Here is a 16,178-nt window from a genome sequence, read left to right as displayed (position 1 = left end):
AATAAATAATTATTCCTTACTATCATCTCTTTACTTAAAATCCATCATTTAACATGCTCAACCTTTTCATTGATGCATATTTCGAGGAGGTGTGGATTATTAAAATATTTTTCCAGAAATCTAAGCGATCTAGCAAAGTATAAGCCGTCACAAATTCTCTCATCTAAAGTATAACCTATTATGCAGCACTTTTTGACAACAATCTTATCATTTTCTACCATTGGCATTTTCACAGTCTTGCCTAAAGCAGCAAAAATACCTGTTGTTCCAAAATCATAAAGATGGTGATAAATATAATTTGTATCTATTGATTTCAAATAAGTAAAAAACATTGACGTATGAAAGGGACTGGCCATAATAACGCTCTTGGGTAGCATATTGTACCTATCCATTAATTTTATACTTCTGACTAAAGTTTTCTTAACAAATCCCGGCATTGACATTATTCTTTTCGCCAATTTATCTGTATCATTATTTTTTTTACATGATATTGCTTCAGATATTTTTCGATTTATTATTTCAGTTATAGCAAAAATATCCTCTTGACCGGTAAACTCTAATTTCACCGTAGTTTCTTCCCCATCATCCCTCAGAGATCGCTTAACAGCCATAGAAACAAAAATGCCGTTTCGCTGATAGATTTTACTATTCATTACAAACCGGTTTAGTTGAGGTCTTTCAGCAATAAGTCGAACATAAGCAGCTATAAATAAATGCATATACCTGATATTAAAGCCTTGTTCTTTTTTCTCTGCAATATACCGGTCAATTGTATCTGCACAAAAAACCTGCTTAGAAAAATTCTGTGCATCGCTGCGCTTTTCCATAACATAAGGAATAACTTTCATAAAAGGATTTAGTGATTTTACCAATGTGCCGTCACTTCGCTTCATAAATTCCTCCGAAATTTACTTTTCAATTGTGGAATACAATTAAAGGTTAGAGCCTCTAGTTTTCTTAGACATATCATATCCCAATTCATAATATTGATTATTATTGAATTCAAATGATTTTATTACATCAAGGCACAGTTTTTCAGTATGAGCCTTAAATGATCTGGGATTAATTTTATTTATAAATGTTATTAGTATAGGGAACCGTTCTTTCATCTGCAATCTTGAAAATTCAAAAAGATTAGGTAAAACTTCAGTGCCTCTGTATTCTTTGTCTATACATACCGGTCCGTATTGATAAGAATTATTCGTTGAAAGCACCGTATCCAGGTATCTTGTATTAGGCAAATCTGCTATCATTTTTTGAAAAAGAGGCCATGGCTCCCAAAACTGCCATGAAGCTGCCATAACATACGCAACAATTCTTTCACCATGGCATGCTATTGCAAGCCCGTTTTCTTTTTCTATCAAATCTTTAAGTTGTTTTTCAGAAAATAAAGTTGTAACAAATCCATCTTGTTTGTCTTCTTCGCTCACTGTAGATACGTGATATTTTTTCTGAAGAAGTAATATTGAAGCAATGTCTCTTAAAGAAGCGTTTCGATATTCCATAATATTACCGTCCTTTCTTGAATAATAAATTACCTATATTATAACACTATTTTGCTATACGGTATATCATGTATTTAATATAATTGTTTTTTACTAAAAATAAAGGCGGTCAAGCCTATATCTTAACTGCCCTTACTATGCTTTACTAAAATATATTTTTTAAATTGCCTATAACATAAACAATGTAAATGGATATGCAGACGGTTCCGAAACAAACTCTGTAACCTTCTTTGTCTTAGGATGTTTGAATCCAAACTTATGTGACCAAAGAGCAATTTGAGTAAATTCCTTTTTCTTAACAAAAACTTTGTTGTATTTATTATCTCCCCATATAGGCAAGCCAGCATTTGAAAGCTGCACTCTAATTTGATGGTGCCTACCTGTATATAATTTTACTTTAAGCAATGACAGTGTGCCATATTCTTCAGTTTCCACAGAGTCGAGCACTTGATACTCAAGTTTTGCAAGTTTTCCCTGCTTATCATCCTGCACTGTAACCTTTGACATATTGATTGTTTTCAATTTCTTCAAATAATTCTCGAGAAGAATTGCTTTTTCAGTTTCCCCGCTGCCGCAAACAACTGTCAAATATTCTTTTTGTGTTTCTCTCATCTGCACTTGCCTAGAAAGCTCTTTATTTGCAAATTCCGTCTTTGCATAAATAATCAGACCACCTACCGGACGGTCAAGTCTATGCACCAACCCTAAATACATCTTATTGTCTTTTTTTTGTACATATTTCATCGCTGCAGTCATCAAATCCTCGTCATTTGATTTATCGCTTTGCGAAGGTACGCCTTGAGGCTTAACAAGACATAGTATATGCTTGTCTTCGTATATTATGTTTAGTTCCATTTGTTCTCCGATATTTTTTTTTAATATTCGCCTATGTTTCCTAAATTATATCCGCATAGGAAGCTTCCGCTGCTTTTACCAGGTCATCAGGCTTAATTATAATCTGTGTGCCTATTACCCCAGCACTTACAAGAATTTTATCCTGCAACAGTGCAGATTCATCCACAAATGTTTTATAATGTTTCTTCATTCCTATAGGAGAGCATCCTCCTCTGACATATCCTGTATTTTTGGTAAGTTCACGTAACGGAAGCATTTCTATTTTTTTCTCGCCGGATGCCTTGGCAGCCTTTTTCAAATCAAGTTCATATTCAACTGGAATGCAAAAGACATACAACTCTTTGCTGTGTCCTGTTGCTACAAGTGTTTTAAACACTGTTTCAGGATCTTTACCTGTTTTATGGGCCACCGAAACTCCGTCAATATTTCCATCGTTACTTTCATAGCTCATGTAGTCATAATCAATATTAATAGAGTCTAAAATTCTCATAGCATTTGTTTTATTGACTTTTTTCAAAATATCACCTCTATTTCAATTTATAAAAATTTTTGTGCGCTAAAAATTAAAAAGTTACAATTCTATACAAATCTTCAATTCTTTATATTACAGCATAATGATATAATTGTATATCTCATAATATACATATATATTAAAAAGAAGTGCAGCAATTGTAATTATAACAAATCCTCGTTTCTTTGTTTTATGGTGGAATAACTTCATTGCAGCAATGCTGCCAAATACGCCTCCTATGAAGCTTAATGTGTGCATTGTTTTCTCCTTAACTCTCCACTTGTCTCTCTTAGCCTTTTCTTTATCTATAAAAAATACAATAAATGATATTAGGTTTATACAAATTAAATATATTGTTGCAAACATTACTTTATTCATTTGTCTTCCTCACAATAAGCTTATTAATTTTTTTACCTTCATTTATAAACCTCTCTTCATATTCGGTCATAACATTGTCTTCAAGATAAGAGCTTCCATGCAAATCTCGTGTAATCATAAGAAATCCCCAACCGTTTTCTTTAAATTGCTCGACAGAATATTCAAACAAATCATTATTATCTGTCTTCATATGTATTTCTCCGCTATCTGTAAGAACCAACTTATATACATCCAAAAAACTTTTGTGTGTAAGCCTTCTTTTGTAATGCGAAGGTTTTGGCCAAGGGTCTGAAAAATTTAAATAAATTCTTTCAATTGTTTTCGGTTTAAAAACATCTTTTAATATATCTCCGTTAGAATAAACAATGTAGTAGTTTGGCGGGTCATTTTCAAAGACAGCTTTTGCGCATCTATATGCAACCTTAACACTTTTTTCAAATCCAAAAAAGTTTACATGAGGGTTTTTCAACGCAGTTTTTCTTAAAAACCCTCCTTTGCCACATCCTAATTCCACATGTATAGGATAATCATTTTTAAATACTTCATTTAATTTATGTCCTGCACTTTCCGGTTCAGTAATCACTCTTTCACAGTCCTTTAAATACTGATACTGACCGGGAACGTATCTCAATCGCATGTTTTTCTCCTTACCATAATGATGACTCCAGCTTGAGGGCTCCCCCAGCTGCTTTATATATCTGTATCTAACTTGAATTTTACCTTATTTTTAATTAATTAACAATATTAATTTGTGGCAAAAGTTATCTATTGCATATATTTCCTAAATAAAGTAGAATATCGGTAACAAACAATATGAGGTGAAATATGGAGTTTTTAATGAACATGAGTGGTCCTCTTTTGTATATCATTATATTTTGCGCTAAGATAGTGGAAGTCTCTGTTTCTACTATCAGACTGGTATACATTAACAAAGGTGAGCGAGTAAAAGGAACCATACTTGCATTTATAGAAATAACAATATGGTTGGTAGTGGTAAGCTCTGTACTTAACAATATAACCGAAGACCCTTTTAAAGCTCTTGTTTATGCAGCAGCATTTTCACTTGGAAATTATATCGGTGTTACAATAGAATCTAAAATAGCCGTAGGGCTTGCGTCAATTCAGGTTGTGGTAGCTGCCGAAACTGGGGAAAAGCTGGCTGAAATTCTGCGCGAACAAGGCTATGGAGTTACGATTATTGATGGCAAAGGTAAAAATGATAATAAAAAGGCTCTTCTATTTATTCAGTTAAAGAGAAAAAAGATACCTGAAGCAGTTAAGCTTATAAAGCAAACAACTCCAAATGCATATATAACAGTCAATGATATCAAAACAATGCTGGGAGGATATTTGAAATAGCACAATAAAGGGCGCTTTCGGCGCCCTAAATTATTTTTTACTGAATTTATTTTACAAAAGCATTGTAAATTGCTCTTATTGCCTTTTCAAAATCATTATCTTCAACACCAACTATTATATTAATTTCGCTTGATCCTTGATCGATCATGCGTATATTGATGTTATTTTCGCCCAATGCATTAAACAGCTTTGCGGAAATACCCGGTTTGAAAGCCATTTTGACGCCTACTGTAGTTACAAGGCTCAAGTTTTTATGAGCATGAACATATTCTGCCATGCATTTTTCTTTTAGCTCCTCTACCAATTCGTGGGTTATTCTTTCAACACTCTCTGTAGGAAGCACTATTGAGAAACTATCTATGCCTGAAGGTATATGATCAATGCTAATTCCTCTATCCTCAAAAACCTCAAGAGCTCTTCTTATGATGCCAATTTCATTTGCCATATGTTCCTTATGAACATAGAAAACCGTGAAATTTTTCTTTCCGGCTATACCTGTAATTACATGGTCATCACCGTTGCCTTCATATGATTTTTCGTCTCCGACTATTATTGTTCCCGAATTATCGGGCTCATTTGTGTTTCTTATGTTTATTGGAATCCCTGCTTGGCGTGCAGGGAAAACAGCTTCGTCATGAAGTACGGAAGCCCCCATATAAGACAGCTCCCTAAGCTCCTGATATGTTATTCTCTTTATTTGTTTTGGATTTTTTATAATTCTCGGATCAGCTATCATAAAACCTGAAACATCCGTCCAATTTTCATAAATATCCGCTCCTATGGCAGAGGCTATTATTGAACCCGTTATATCTGATCCTCCCCTTGAGAATGTCTTTATGCTGCCGTCAGGATATGAACCGTAAAACCCTGAAATAATTGCTCTTTCGGAATTTTCTAGCCTTTTCTTAAGCTCTTCATTTGTTTTTTCTATATTGACGGTTCCATCATAGTTAAAGAAAATAATATCCTTCGAATCGATGAAATCACAATGCATATAATCTGCTAAAAGCATTGCACTTAAATATTCGCCTCTGCTTACAATATAGTCCTCATCACACTTGTTGTCCAGATTCTTTTTAATAGTGTCAAATTCTTTTTTAAGATCTATCGTTAATTTTAATTCTTCCTTTATTGAATTAAATCTATCTTCAATGATATTAAATATGGTCATGTATGGTACCGAAAATTTAATATGTGCATTAGTCAAATATAATAAATCAGTAATTTTATTATCTTCCTTAAACCTTTTTCCCGGAGCAGAAACAACTACATATTTTCTATTTTTTTCACTTTCTATTATTGCCTTCACTTTTCTGAACTGATCTGCATCAGCCATTGAAGTACCTCCGAATTTTGCTACCTTTAACACGTCTTTCCCTCCTTTATCAATGCCTGATAAAATATAACTTTATTACAATAACACAGTTCCAATAATATGTCAACTTTTTTAAAACACATGTCCGCAATTCAAACACATTAAATTGTTGATACAATCTTTTCTAATACATTTATAAATAAATTAATATCGTTTGATGTTATTGTAAGCGGAGGAATTATTCTTATGACTGTACCCCCTGTTATATTTATAAGAACTCCTTCCTTCATTGCTCTTTCCTTAATCATTAGTGCATATTCTCCGACTTCAAGTCCAAGCATCATTGAAATACCCCTTAAATCCTTTATTACTTCAGGATAGGATTTTTTAAGAGAGAATAGTTTTTTATAAAGGTAGGAAGCATTTTCTTTTATTGCTTCCGCAAAAATCGGATTTGTCAGTTTTGTAAGGACAGCAAGTCCTCCTGCGCACGCAACAGGATTACCTCCAAACGTTGAACCGTGATCACCTACGCTCAAAACATTTTCTAGATGCTTTGATACTATCACCGCTCCCAGAGGAAGCCCTCCTCCCAAAGACTTAGCAAGCAGAATCAGATCGGGTTTAATGTTGTAATTCTTGTACGCAAACATTGTTCCGCATCGCCTTAAGCCTGTTTGTATTTCATCCATAACCAGTAAAAAGTTATATTTATTCTTCAGCTTCATTAATTCCTCAACAAATTCATTAGTCAAGGGTATTACTCCGCCTTCACCTTGTACAGCTTCCAAAAATACAGCCGCTGTATCTTCATCAACCATTGAAGCAAGACTTTCAGAATCATTGAACGTGAAATAATCAACACCGCTTATTAATGGTTCAAAATCCTTGCGGTATTTTTTCTGTCCTGTGAGAGCCAGAGCCCCTGTAGTTCTTCCGTGAAAAGAATTCTTCGCTGTAAGTATTTTATTTTTTTTGTTTTCTTTTCCCCATTTACGGATAAGCTTTAGAGCTGCTTCTGTGCTTTCAGCTCCGGAATTGGTGTAAAAAACTCTTCCTTCCATTGAACTTTCTATTAGAATCCTTGCCAGCTCATCCCTGTCTGAATCATAAAAATAATTGGAAATATGGGTATAGTCCTGCATCTTATCAGTCATTGCCTTTATTACATCTCTGTCATATCCAAGGTTATTAACCGCTATTCCGGAAAAAAAATCAAGATATTTTCTGCCATCCTTCGTATAGATATAATTTCCTCTTATTTTGTCTATTTCTAAGTCCAGCCTGTTGTAGGTTTTTAATATATATCTTTCGTCATTCATGGTTAGCCTCTCAAATCATCAAGAAGTTTTGTTTTCTCCGTTGTCCCGCTATCCTTATACTTTATTACCCTTGCAGGGCTGCCTGCAACCACAGCCTCTTCCGGCACATCCTCTGTCACTACGCTTCCTGCAGCAACAACTGCACCTCTCCCAACTTTTACTCCTTCAAGAACAACTGCATTTGCACCAATCAAAACATCATCTTCAATAATAACGGGCTGCTTGCTTGGCGGCTCCAGAACTCCGGCAATAACTGATCCTGCCCCTACATGTACGTTTTTACCGATTGTTCCTCTTGCTCCGACAACTGCGTTCATATCAATCATAGTTTTTTCACCTATTACAGCGCCTATATTGATAACTGCTCCCATCATAATAACTGCATCCCGGCCTATTTCTACCATGTCTCGTATAATTGCTCCCGGCTCTATTCTTGCATTTATTTCATTTGTATCCAGAAGCGGAATAGCAGAGTTCCTTCTATCATATTCCAAATGATAATTTATTATTTGAGGATTTTCTGATAAAAGCCTCTGAGCATCTCCATATTCTCCTATACAGATGGCCATATCCCCTGACGAAAAAATTTTCATGTTATAATTATTCAAATTTATAGTAACCCCTGAAATATAAAGCTTAACAGGTGTTGATTTTTTTGCATCTTTTATATACTTTGCTATTTGGTATGGGTCTTGTAAAAACATTTTTGCCTCCATATTTAATCTGATTTTTTTATTTGCTCTTGTAAATCACCTATTCGTGTCAATAAAATTAGTTCACTTGTCATATTTATTTTTGCCATTTTAAAAAAAGTCTTCTGTGCTATAAAATCCTTTCTGTTTTAAGGAGAGCCTCGAAGCTAACTCCAAGGCTCCTCTTGCAAATATATTTTTCGAAAATGACGTATGCTTTATTTCAAGTATTTCATCCACACCGGAAAACATAACCGTATGCTCTCCCGGAATTGTGCCGGCTCTCATCGCAAGTGTATCTACATAATCTCTTCCGGTTGCCTTCATTATATCCTTGGCAATTGTTTTGGCAGTACCGCTAGGTGCATCTATTTTCTTATTATGATGCTTTTCTATAATATTTATGTCAAAGCTGTTTAGTTCAGCAGATATGCACTTAATTATTTTTCTGAGCGCATTTATACCCAATGAGGTGTTTGAGGACAAAAGCACAGGTATTTTTTCCCCTGCCCTTTTCATTTCAGATTTCTGCTCATTGGTAAATCCGGTTGTGCATATCAGCAAAGCACATTTATTTTTAACAGCATAATCTATTAAAAATTTACAATTGGAAGGGTTGGAAAAATCTATTACCACATCTGCATGTTCATTTATATCGTGACCTAAATAACCATTTCTCGGTGAAAGATGACCGATAACATTTATATTTTCATATGATTTGGCCTCTTTTACCAAAACCTTCCCCATAGCACCGTTGATACCGCATATAACTATATTCATATATCTTTACCTTCTACCTGCGCCGCTTGTTATAATAATACCGCAGCGGTTCATTTCACTAATCAGTTTTTCTTTGTTTTCTTCCGACATTCTGTAAAGAGGCTCTCTCACCTCAGAACTGCACATATTCATCAAACCCATTGCTTCTTTAATAGGAATAGGATTTGTTTCAATAAATAAGGCATTAACAAGCCCATTCATACCAACCTGAGCATCTCTCGCCTCGATAAGCCTTCCATCTTTAAAGTCATCAACCATTTTTTTAGTTTCAGACGGCATTATATTGGCAACTACTGAGATAACACCATGACCTCCCAAGGCCATCAAAGGAATAACCATATCATCGTTTCCTGAATAAACAAAGAAATCCTTAGGACAAATCCTTATAATTTCCGCAACCTGGCTTATATTTCCGCTGGCTTCCTTAATTCCAACAATATTTTTAATCTTTGAAAGTTCTAATACTGTACTTGGCTCTATATTCATTCCCGTTCTTCCTGAAACACTGTAAACAATTATGGGAAGCGCTGTATTTTCTGCAATTAATCTGTAGTGATTTATCAAACCGTTTTGAGTAGTTTTGTTGTAATACGGAGTTACTATCAATAATCCGTCAGCACCCGCCTCTTCGCAAAATTTAGCTTTTTTAATTGCTGAAGATGTGCAGTTGCTTCCTGCACCCGCAATAACAGGTATTCTCTTGTTAACTCTGTCAACAACAAATTTAATTAATTCATGATATTCATCATCGGTAAGTGTTGATGCTTCTCCTGTTGTTCCTGCCACAATAATTGATCCTGACAGTTCAACATGCATGTCAATAAGTTTTTCCAGGGTATTATAGTCAATTTTCCCATTTGAAAACGGCGTTACCAATGCCACTCCGCAGCCTCTTACAAAATCTATCATTTCTTTTCTCCTTATAAAATTATTTTTTTATAAATAATTTTCATGCCGCTTTTTAAAAAATGATAATAAAAAAAGCGACATAAGAGCAAAAGGGCTCTCAGACGCTTGCAAAAAACACTGAACCTTCTGCCCAGCACATTACAGCTCTCTTTTATAGAATTGGGAAGCATCCTATAAAAACAGTATTACATCTCTTAAACGTAAGCCCAGGGAAAACCCTTCGGCGAATCACCCTTTCAAAGTTGTTCTTTTACTATTGATCTTCGCATCCTCTGTAATATACCCATGAAAATATTTAATTTCTATACAGTATATTGCCTTATGTGAAATATGTCAATAAAAAGTTTATATATAAATAATTTATTTTCATAATAATATAAGATATTGCAATAATTGCAAAAAAACTAAGGTTGTAAAACAAAAATATGAGGATTTATGAAATAATTCCTTAAATCGGTAATAAATATGATTATTTGACATATAAATATTTAATTTCTGTTACAATGCAAATTTTTTAATGCATTTTTAAGAAAAGTATATTATAATCGACTTTGTATAGCTATTAATTATGGAAAATAATAAAATGTGAATAAACGTATTATAGAAATAAAATTACTCGTTATAGTTAATTATAAACTATGTATTGCAAATATAGGAGATGAAAAAAATGTTATGTTCAGTATGCAAAAAAAATGTAGCTGTTATATATGTTAATAAAATAATTGAAGGCAAGATGCAGACTACCGGTCTATGTATTCCATGTGCAAAAAAACAAGGACTGGCACCTATGGAACAAATCATGAGACAGGGTGGAATGAAACCTGAGGATTTTGAAAATATTAATAATCAGCTCACAGAAATTATAGGAGATATGGATTTAGAGAAATTAACACAAGATGTAGAAGGCGATGACAATGAAAATATGAATTCCATTATGAATTTAATGAATTCGGCATTTTCTGGCATTTCCAATTCAAACAATGGATTTCAACCTTCTGAAGAAGCACAAAATGAAATGGATGTTGCAAAAGGCAGCAGCACTTCCGGAGCAAAGGTAAAAGAGAAAGTTAAACGAAAAAAATTAAAATACCTTGATACTTACGGTACTAATCTGACTGAGCAGGCTAGATATGGAGAGCTGGACAGAATTGTCGGAAGAGAAAGAGAAGTAGACAGGGTTATACAGATCCTAAACAGACGCTCTAAAAATAACCCTATTTTAATAGGTGAGCCAGGAGTGGGCAAAACCAAAATAGCTGAAGGGCTTGCTGTTAGAATTTCCGAACATAAAGTTCCAATTAAGCTTTTCAACACAGAAATTTATCTTCTTGATTTAACAGCTGTTGTGGCAGGAACTCAGTTCAGAGGACAGTTTGAATCTCGTATGAAAGCAATAATTGATGAAGCCAAAAAAGCCGGCAACATAATTATAGTAATTGACGAAGTACACAACATTGTGGGTGCAGGGGAAGCTGAGGGCGGCGCCATGAATGCTGCTAATATATTGAAGCCTGCTCTTGCAAGAGGAGAGGTTCAAGTAATCGGAGCCACCACTTTGGATGAGTATCGAAAACACATAGAAAAGGACAGTGCATTAGAAAGAAGATTCCAGCCTGTAATGATAGACGAGCCTTCTATTAGCGACTCTATTGAGATTGTTAAAGGAATAAAGGATTATTATGAGCAATATCACAATGTGAAAATATCCGACGAAGTAATTGAACAGGCAGTATTAATGTCTGAAAGATACATCACAGACAGATTTTTACCTGACAAGGCTATTGATGTTATAGACGAAGCAGGTTCCAGAGCTAACCTTAAAAACAGTGGATTAGTAGAACTTGAGGCACTAAGATCAGAATTGAAATCTATAAGAGAAGAAAAAGAAGACGCTGCCGAAAATGATGATTATGAAAAAGCAGCCGAACTTAAAGTAAATGAATTAAAAGTTGAATCAAAGATTAAGGATCTTGCAATGGATTGTGAGAATGTGCAGCTTACGACTGAAGATATTGCCTATGTAATTGAAGCATGGACTAAAATTCCTGTTCAGAAAATAAATGAAGCTGAAGCTGAAAAGCTAATTAACCTTGAAAGCAGACTTCATAAAAGAGTTATTGGGCAACATCCTGCTGTATCAAGTCTCGCAAGAGCCATAAGAAGAAATCGATCAGGCTTTAGAAAAAGAAAAAAGCCTTCGTCCTTTATATTTGTAGGTCCTACAGGTGTAGGAAAAACAGAGCTTGCAAGAACTCTGGCATATGAACTGTTCGAAAATGAAGATACAATTATAAGACTTGACATGTCAGAATACATGGAGAAACACACAGTTTCTAAATTAATCGGAGCGCCTCCTGGATATGTTGGCTATGATCAAGCAGGATTTTTAACTGAAAAAATCAGACGAAAACCATATTCTGTTATATTACTTGATGAAATAGAAAAAGCACACGAAGATGTATTCAATATATTGCTTCAAATATTGGAAGACGGCAGGCTTACAGATAATCAAGGCAGAACAGTTAACTTTGAAAACACAGTTATTATAATGACTTCAAATGCCGGTACAACAATTAAAGCAAACCGAATAGGCTTTGAAAACAAAGAATATGAGGCAATGGAAGCAAAAGTAAAAGATGCTCTGAGGCAGGCTTTTAGACCTGAATTTTTAAACCGTATAGACGATATTATTGTATTCAGCGAATTATCAAAAGAAGAACTTGCCCAAATAGTTAAACTTATGTTAAAAGAAGTTATTCAAATAGGAGCAGAAAAGAAAATCCAAATAGATGTGTCTGATAAAATGAAGGATTTCATCCTAGAAAAAGGATATAATAGAAAGTATGGTGCCCGTCCTTTGAGACGAACTATTCAAAAATACATTGAGGATGAAATTTCTGAAGCATATTTAAAAGGAGAAATAACAGAAAACAGCTCTGTTTTTGTTACAATCAATGATGAAGACAAAACTGAATTAACTATTAAATAAATCATGTGGGTGATGCAGAGTGATTAAAATTGTCATAATGTATCGCCCTTTTTTTAAGGCAATATAACCCGGGACACACTAAGATGCTAAAAGTCTGCCATTCTACTTATGGCAGACTTTTTAGAAATGTATTGCTATTTGTTTAAAAATCCTAATCCAAGAACTCCCGGACCTGAGTGCGTACCTATAACCGCACCTACTTCCTGTTCAATAATATTTTTGATTTTATATTTTGACTCCAAAGTCTCTCTCAATATTTTCAACTGGTCATAATTTTGAGCATAGAATAAAAGCAAAGTTTTATCCGATAAGTCAAACTCGTTCTTTTCAATCCATTCATCAAACCACTTTATTGTTTTATTCTTACCTCTTACTTTTTCGATTACTGCTAGCTTTCCGTCCTTGATTTCAAGCATGGGCTTAATATTCAGCAGCGACCCTACTACTGCCTGCCCCTTTGAAAGCCTTCCTCCCTTTTCAAGATACTTCAGCGTATCAAGCCCAGCCACAGCAACTATCTTTTCTTTTGCTTTTTCCAACTCTTCTACTATTTCGTCAATTTGTCTACCCTGCTCAACTAATTCTATTGCTTCCAATATTAAGGCAAAAGCTCCAAGACACACGCTTTTTGAATCTATAATCCGTATGTTATCACTGCCTATCATGTTTTTTGCTATTCGCGCAGAATCATATGTTCCGCTTAATTCAGGAGCAAGAAATATTCCTAAAACCTGATCCCCTTCAAGAAGTATTTCACTGAAAGTTTCCACGAAAGTTCCGGGAGAAACCTGAGAAGTTGTAGGGAGCTTCTCGGCATTAACTAATTTTTTAAAAAACTCCGTAGAACTTAGTTCAATTTTGTCCATATATGATTCCTCTCCAAAATTTACAGTCAAAGGAACCATTTTTATATTATGTTTTTTAATAATATCCTCTGTAACATCTGAAGTACTGTCTATAACTATTCTAATACCCATGCTAACCTCACATTTTCATAATCAAATTTTTTGATAATAAAAGTATTTGAATGCAGAAACCCTAAATAATTTAGAATTTCTACTGTGCTAAAACTTGTATTTATTGTGGAAAAATATATCTATGTTGGATAAAACCTTTATTAAAAGCTCTTCTTCCTTGCTGTCAAGCTGCTGTAGAGCGCTAATAACCAAATCCTTGTGGAAATTCTCATGTGATTTGTATGCGGCAATTCCCTTATCGGTCAGTTTAATTTTAACCACTCTTCTGTCTTCTATCGACCGTTCTCTGACTACATAACCTTTCTTAATAAGGTTATCTACAGCAGTCGTAAGTGTTCCCGATGTAATTCTTAAATCCTTGGCAGTATCCGACATAGTCCTTTCCCTGCCCATGCCTATGTTATCAATGACATGCATTTCAGATATTGATAGATCTGAAAAATCACCGACTTTTAAGCATTTTTCTTCTATATCCAGAACATCTGCAAAAAGCCTAACAAGTATTTCATTCAGAGTATCATGATTGCTCATTAAACCACCTCAATTTATTTTGATAATCAAATTATATTTATTTTTAACAAATTTGTCAACAATTATTTACAAATAATATATCTCCAAAGAAAATCTTTTGCTTCCTCTGAATAATCGATATTTATTCTTTTAGTTCTGTTGACGCTAAAATCTTCGAACCCATCATCTTCCACATATATTTCGCCGCCGCACAAATCGATGCCATTATGATCCTTTGTAATTCTTAAAGCGTTACACAACTTCCCAGGTCCATTGCATAAATTTTTCAACTGTAATTTTGAAATGTCATCCATTAACCTTCCGTATCTGTTAATACACATCTGCTGTATATTTTCTACCGGTTCGGCTCCGCGCACAAGCACCGCGCTGCATACCCCTTCCCTTTCAGTAACAAAATTAAGGCAGTAATACATTCCATAAATAAAATAAACATATGTATAACCAGGTGGTCCGAACATCACTTTTGTTCTAGGAGTTACTTTTCCGCCATATCCGTGACTTGCTTTATCAATATCGGCAATATATGCTTCGGTTTCTGTTATTCTTACCTTAATAACATTGTCTTCATAACTGCGCACTATCACCTTGCCTATTAAATCTTCTGCCACCAACCGTGCATCCCTATCGTAAAAACTTCTTGGAAGCAATGTCATAGCTTAACTCTCCTGCTTTAAATTAAATAACCTATAAAAATTTTCCTTTGTTTTTTCCGCAATTAAATCTGTGCTTACTTCCCTTATACGTGCTATTTCCTCAGCAACAAATTTAACATGCTTAGGTTCATTTCTTTTTCCTCTAAACGGCTCTGGAGCAAGGTAAGGGCAGTCGGTCTCTATCAGCAGTTTGTCAAGCGGCACCTCTTTTGCCACATGCTTTGGAGTCTTTGACTTCTTGAAAGTAACCGGTCCTCCTAAAGAAATATAAAACCCCAGTTTAATAAATTCTTTTGCCATTTCAACACTGCTCGAATAACAATGAAGTATTCCTCTCGTTCCTGAATAGTGCTCTTCTTTCATAATTTTCAAAACATCTTCGTGTGCATCTCTGTCATGAACTATGTACGGCAGATCAAGCTCCTTAGCCAGTCTTATCTGCTCTCTAAACCATATTTTCTGTGTTTCTCTATCGGAATTGTCATAATAATAATCAAGACCTATTTCACCTATTCCCAATACTTTTTTATTTTCAGAAAGTCTCCTGAATGCATCCATTGTATCATCATTCATAAGCCTTGAATCATGAGGATGACACCCAACAGCTGCAAATATAAACGGATATTTATCGGCTAATCCTACTGCCGCTTTTGACGTATCTAAATCAGATCCCGGATTTAAAACAAGTTCGATTCCATTTTCATAAAGAGAGCTTATCAGAGCTTCTCTATCATGATCAAACTTTTCATCATCTAAATGGACATGACTATCAATAAATTTATTTTCCACTTTTCTTTTCCTTCTTCTTTATGTTTCTGTATTCTTTTGCTGTCTCCTTAAAAATATCAAGCTGTGAATCACCCTTATTAAATGTAAGTTCCATTGTTGTATCTCTCCCTGCAAAAACATATATTATTTTTGCCTTAACCTGATTTTTATCGTTAGGCTTTAAATAGTTAATGCCTTTAATCTCTTCCCACCTTATCAATGCTCCTCTCTTATGGATTCCTAAAGTTGAAATCATGGTCTTTTTTGTCAAAGGTATGTACAAAAACACCATAAGCAGCGGCAAAAGTACCATTGAAAAAAATCCTTCAAGATTTAAGCTGTTTGTACGTATTGCTCCGGAAATCAAAAATACAGCTAAAGCAACTACAAGTATGATTACGATAGCACTTATATTATGTCTTGTCTTATCATCCTGATCAAGGTAAAGCAACGGCTTCATATTTTCTTTTTTCTGCTTAAGAGTTTTCTTAAAATTTGAAAAAACAAAATAAACAGCAAATATAAATATTAACGGATAAATTATTTGTGTCGCGTTCATAGTATGTTTCCTTTCTGTTTAATATGCATTTAGTTTAGCATAATATTGTGCTTTATTCAATTTTTTTAGTGCATT

Annotated in this window: 18 protein-coding genes and 1 riboswitch; of the genes, 2 read left to right on the top strand and 16 right to left on the bottom strand. The window is 34.4% G+C overall.

Annotated features, from left to right (window positions below):
- Nucleotides 1-44: 44 nt before the first annotated feature.
- The 6 genes from RBQ61_RS05630 to trmB all read right to left on the bottom strand — a co-directional run bounded on the left by RBQ61_RS05630 (nt 45) and on the right by trmB (nt 3,886).
- A complete protein-coding gene (locus tag RBQ61_RS05630; RefSeq protein WP_308139534.1) occupies nt 45-893 on the bottom strand; it encodes a 2-oxo acid dehydrogenase subunit E2 in 849 nt (282 codons plus the stop codon).
- Between the two features lie 39 nt (nt 894-932).
- Nucleotides 933-1,505: a GNAT family acetyltransferase gene (locus tag RBQ61_RS05625; RefSeq protein ID WP_308139533.1), complete on the bottom strand. Its 573-nt coding sequence runs from the start codon at nt 1,503-1,505 to the stop codon at nt 933-935.
- 168 nt (nt 1,506-1,673) lie between these two features.
- Complete coding sequence (locus RBQ61_RS05620; RefSeq protein ID WP_308139532.1) at nt 1,674-2,360, bottom strand: RluA family pseudouridine synthase; 687 nt, start codon at nt 2,358-2,360, stop codon at nt 1,674-1,676.
- Between the two features lie 40 nt (nt 2,361-2,400).
- A complete protein-coding gene (ybaK, locus tag RBQ61_RS05615; RefSeq protein ID WP_308139531.1) occupies nt 2,401-2,877 on the bottom strand; it encodes a Cys-tRNA(Pro) deacylase in 477 nt (158 codons plus the stop codon).
- An 87-nt stretch (nt 2,878-2,964) separates the two neighbouring features.
- The gene (locus RBQ61_RS05610; protein WP_308139530.1) at nt 2,965-3,249 is read right to left on the bottom strand and encodes a DUF1294 domain-containing protein; all 285 of its coding nucleotides are present in this window, start codon (nt 3,247-3,249) and stop codon (nt 2,965-2,967) included.
- Nucleotides 3,242-3,886: a tRNA (guanosine(46)-N7)-methyltransferase TrmB gene (trmB, locus tag RBQ61_RS05605; RefSeq protein ID WP_308139529.1), complete on the bottom strand. Its 645-nt coding sequence runs from the start codon at nt 3,884-3,886 to the stop codon at nt 3,242-3,244. Before trmB ends, RBQ61_RS05610 begins: the two co-directional genes overlap by 8 nt.
- Before the next feature lie 188 nt (nt 3,887-4,074).
- On the opposite strand from trmB, the gene RBQ61_RS05600 reads away from it, so the two are divergent.
- Nucleotides 4,075-4,608, top strand: a complete 534-nt coding sequence (locus tag RBQ61_RS05600) for a DUF2179 domain-containing protein (protein WP_308139528.1) — start codon at nt 4,075-4,077, stop codon at nt 4,606-4,608.
- Between the two features lie 46 nt (nt 4,609-4,654).
- Here the strand turns inward: RBQ61_RS05600 and RBQ61_RS05595 are convergent, their stop codons facing one another.
- The 5 genes from RBQ61_RS05595 to dapA form a co-directional block, all read right to left on the bottom strand.
- Nucleotides 4,655-5,977, bottom strand: coding sequence for an aspartate kinase (locus RBQ61_RS05595; RefSeq protein ID WP_308139527.1), 1,323 nt, complete (start codon nt 5,975-5,977; stop codon nt 4,655-4,657).
- Between the two features lie 107 nt (nt 5,978-6,084).
- Nucleotides 6,085-7,245 carry an aspartate aminotransferase family protein gene (locus RBQ61_RS05590; RefSeq protein ID WP_308139526.1) on the bottom strand — a complete coding sequence of 387 codons (1,161 nt, stop codon included), beginning with the start codon at nt 7,243-7,245 and terminating at the stop codon, nt 6,085-6,087.
- Between the two features lie 2 nt (nt 7,246-7,247).
- The gene (gene dapD / locus RBQ61_RS05585; RefSeq protein WP_308139525.1) at nt 7,248-7,949 is read right to left on the bottom strand and encodes a 2,3,4,5-tetrahydropyridine-2,6-dicarboxylate N-acetyltransferase; all 702 of its coding nucleotides are present in this window, start codon (nt 7,947-7,949) and stop codon (nt 7,248-7,250) included.
- A 99-nt stretch (nt 7,950-8,048) separates the two neighbouring features.
- Nucleotides 8,049-8,717: a 4-hydroxy-tetrahydrodipicolinate reductase gene (locus tag RBQ61_RS05580; RefSeq protein ID WP_308139524.1), complete on the bottom strand. Its 669-nt coding sequence runs from the start codon at nt 8,715-8,717 to the stop codon at nt 8,049-8,051.
- Between the two features lie 6 nt (nt 8,718-8,723).
- Nucleotides 8,724-9,626 (bottom strand): 4-hydroxy-tetrahydrodipicolinate synthase, encoded by a 903-nt coding sequence (gene dapA, locus RBQ61_RS05575; protein ID WP_308139523.1) that lies wholly within the window; start codon nt 9,624-9,626, stop codon nt 8,724-8,726.
- A 133-nt stretch (nt 9,627-9,759) separates the two neighbouring features.
- Nucleotides 9,760-9,909, bottom strand: a riboswitch (Lysine riboswitch).
- 375 nt (nt 9,910-10,284) lie between these two features.
- On the opposite strand from dapA, the gene RBQ61_RS05570 reads away from it, so the two are divergent.
- Nucleotides 10,285-12,615, top strand: coding sequence for an ATP-dependent Clp protease ATP-binding subunit (locus RBQ61_RS05570; protein ID WP_308139522.1), 2,331 nt, complete (start codon nt 10,285-10,287; stop codon nt 12,613-12,615).
- 134 nt (nt 12,616-12,749) lie between these two features.
- Here RBQ61_RS05570 and RBQ61_RS05565 read toward each other — a convergent pair whose 3' ends face one another.
- The 5 genes from RBQ61_RS05565 to RBQ61_RS05545 all read right to left on the bottom strand — a co-directional run bounded on the left by RBQ61_RS05565 (nt 12,750) and on the right by RBQ61_RS05545 (nt 16,103).
- Complete coding sequence (locus tag RBQ61_RS05565; RefSeq protein ID WP_308139521.1) at nt 12,750-13,592, bottom strand: DegV family protein; 843 nt, start codon at nt 13,590-13,592, stop codon at nt 12,750-12,752.
- Between the two features lie 87 nt (nt 13,593-13,679).
- Nucleotides 13,680-14,123: a MarR family winged helix-turn-helix transcriptional regulator gene (locus tag RBQ61_RS05560; RefSeq protein ID WP_308139520.1), complete on the bottom strand. Its 444-nt coding sequence runs from the start codon at nt 14,121-14,123 to the stop codon at nt 13,680-13,682.
- Between the two features lie 62 nt (nt 14,124-14,185).
- Nucleotides 14,186-14,776 (bottom strand): DNA-3-methyladenine glycosylase, encoded by a 591-nt coding sequence (locus RBQ61_RS05555; RefSeq protein WP_308139519.1) that lies wholly within the window; start codon nt 14,774-14,776, stop codon nt 14,186-14,188.
- Nucleotides 14,777-14,779: 3 nt separating this feature from the next.
- Nucleotides 14,780-15,565 (bottom strand): TatD family hydrolase, encoded by a 786-nt coding sequence (locus RBQ61_RS05550; RefSeq protein WP_308139518.1) that lies wholly within the window; start codon nt 15,563-15,565, stop codon nt 14,780-14,782.
- On the bottom strand, nt 15,555-16,103 hold the full coding sequence (locus tag RBQ61_RS05545) for a hypothetical protein (protein WP_308139517.1): 549 nt from the start codon (nt 16,101-16,103) through the stop codon (nt 15,555-15,557). The genes RBQ61_RS05550 and RBQ61_RS05545 overlap by 11 nt, the downstream gene beginning before the upstream one ends.
- Nucleotides 16,104-16,178: the final 75 nt, after the last annotated feature.

Source organism: Sedimentibacter sp. MB35-C1 (assembly GCF_030913635.1).
In the GTDB taxonomy this organism is placed as follows: domain Bacteria; phylum Bacillota; class Clostridia; order Tissierellales; family Sedimentibacteraceae; genus Sedimentibacter.
Note: the sequence above shows the minus strand (reverse complement) of the source record. Positions and strands in the feature narration are given on the sequence as shown.

Coding starts and splice junctions, on each gene's coding strand:
- RBQ61_RS05560 (WP_308139520.1), bottom strand. CDS start 14,123: ATGAGCAATCATGATACTCTGAATGAAATACTTGTTAGGCTTTTTGCA.
- RBQ61_RS05590 (WP_308139526.1), bottom strand. CDS start 7,245: ATGAATGACGAAAGATATATATTAAAAACCTACAACAGGCTGGACTTA.
- RBQ61_RS05570 (WP_308139522.1), top strand. CDS start 10,285: ATGAAAAAAATGTTATGTTCAGTATGCAAAAAAAATGTAGCTGTTATA.
- dapA (WP_308139523.1), bottom strand. CDS start 9,626: ATGATAGATTTTGTAAGAGGCTGCGGAGTGGCATTGGTAACGCCGTTT.
- trmB (WP_308139529.1), bottom strand. CDS start 3,886: ATGCGATTGAGATACGTTCCCGGTCAGTATCAGTATTTAAAGGACTGT.
- RBQ61_RS05545 (WP_308139517.1), bottom strand. CDS start 16,103: ATGAACGCGACACAAATAATTTATCCGTTAATATTTATATTTGCTGTT.
- dapD (WP_308139525.1), bottom strand. CDS start 7,949: ATGTTTTTACAAGACCCATACCAAATAGCAAAGTATATAAAAGATGCA.
- RBQ61_RS05630 (WP_308139534.1), bottom strand. CDS start 893: ATGAAGCGAAGTGACGGCACATTGGTAAAATCACTAAATCCTTTTATG.
- RBQ61_RS05580 (WP_308139524.1), bottom strand. CDS start 8,717: ATGAATATAGTTATATGCGGTATCAACGGTGCTATGGGGAAGGTTTTG.
- RBQ61_RS05620 (WP_308139532.1), bottom strand. CDS start 2,360: ATGGAACTAAACATAATATACGAAGACAAGCATATACTATGTCTTGTT.
- RBQ61_RS05600 (WP_308139528.1), top strand. CDS start 4,075: ATGGAGTTTTTAATGAACATGAGTGGTCCTCTTTTGTATATCATTATA.
- RBQ61_RS05610 (WP_308139530.1), bottom strand. CDS start 3,249: ATGAATAAAGTAATGTTTGCAACAATATATTTAATTTGTATAAACCTA.
- RBQ61_RS05565 (WP_308139521.1), bottom strand. CDS start 13,592: ATGGGTATTAGAATAGTTATAGACAGTACTTCAGATGTTACAGAGGAT.
- RBQ61_RS05555 (WP_308139519.1), bottom strand. CDS start 14,776: ATGACATTGCTTCCAAGAAGTTTTTACGATAGGGATGCACGGTTGGTG.
- RBQ61_RS05625 (WP_308139533.1), bottom strand. CDS start 1,505: ATGGAATATCGAAACGCTTCTTTAAGAGACATTGCTTCAATATTACTT.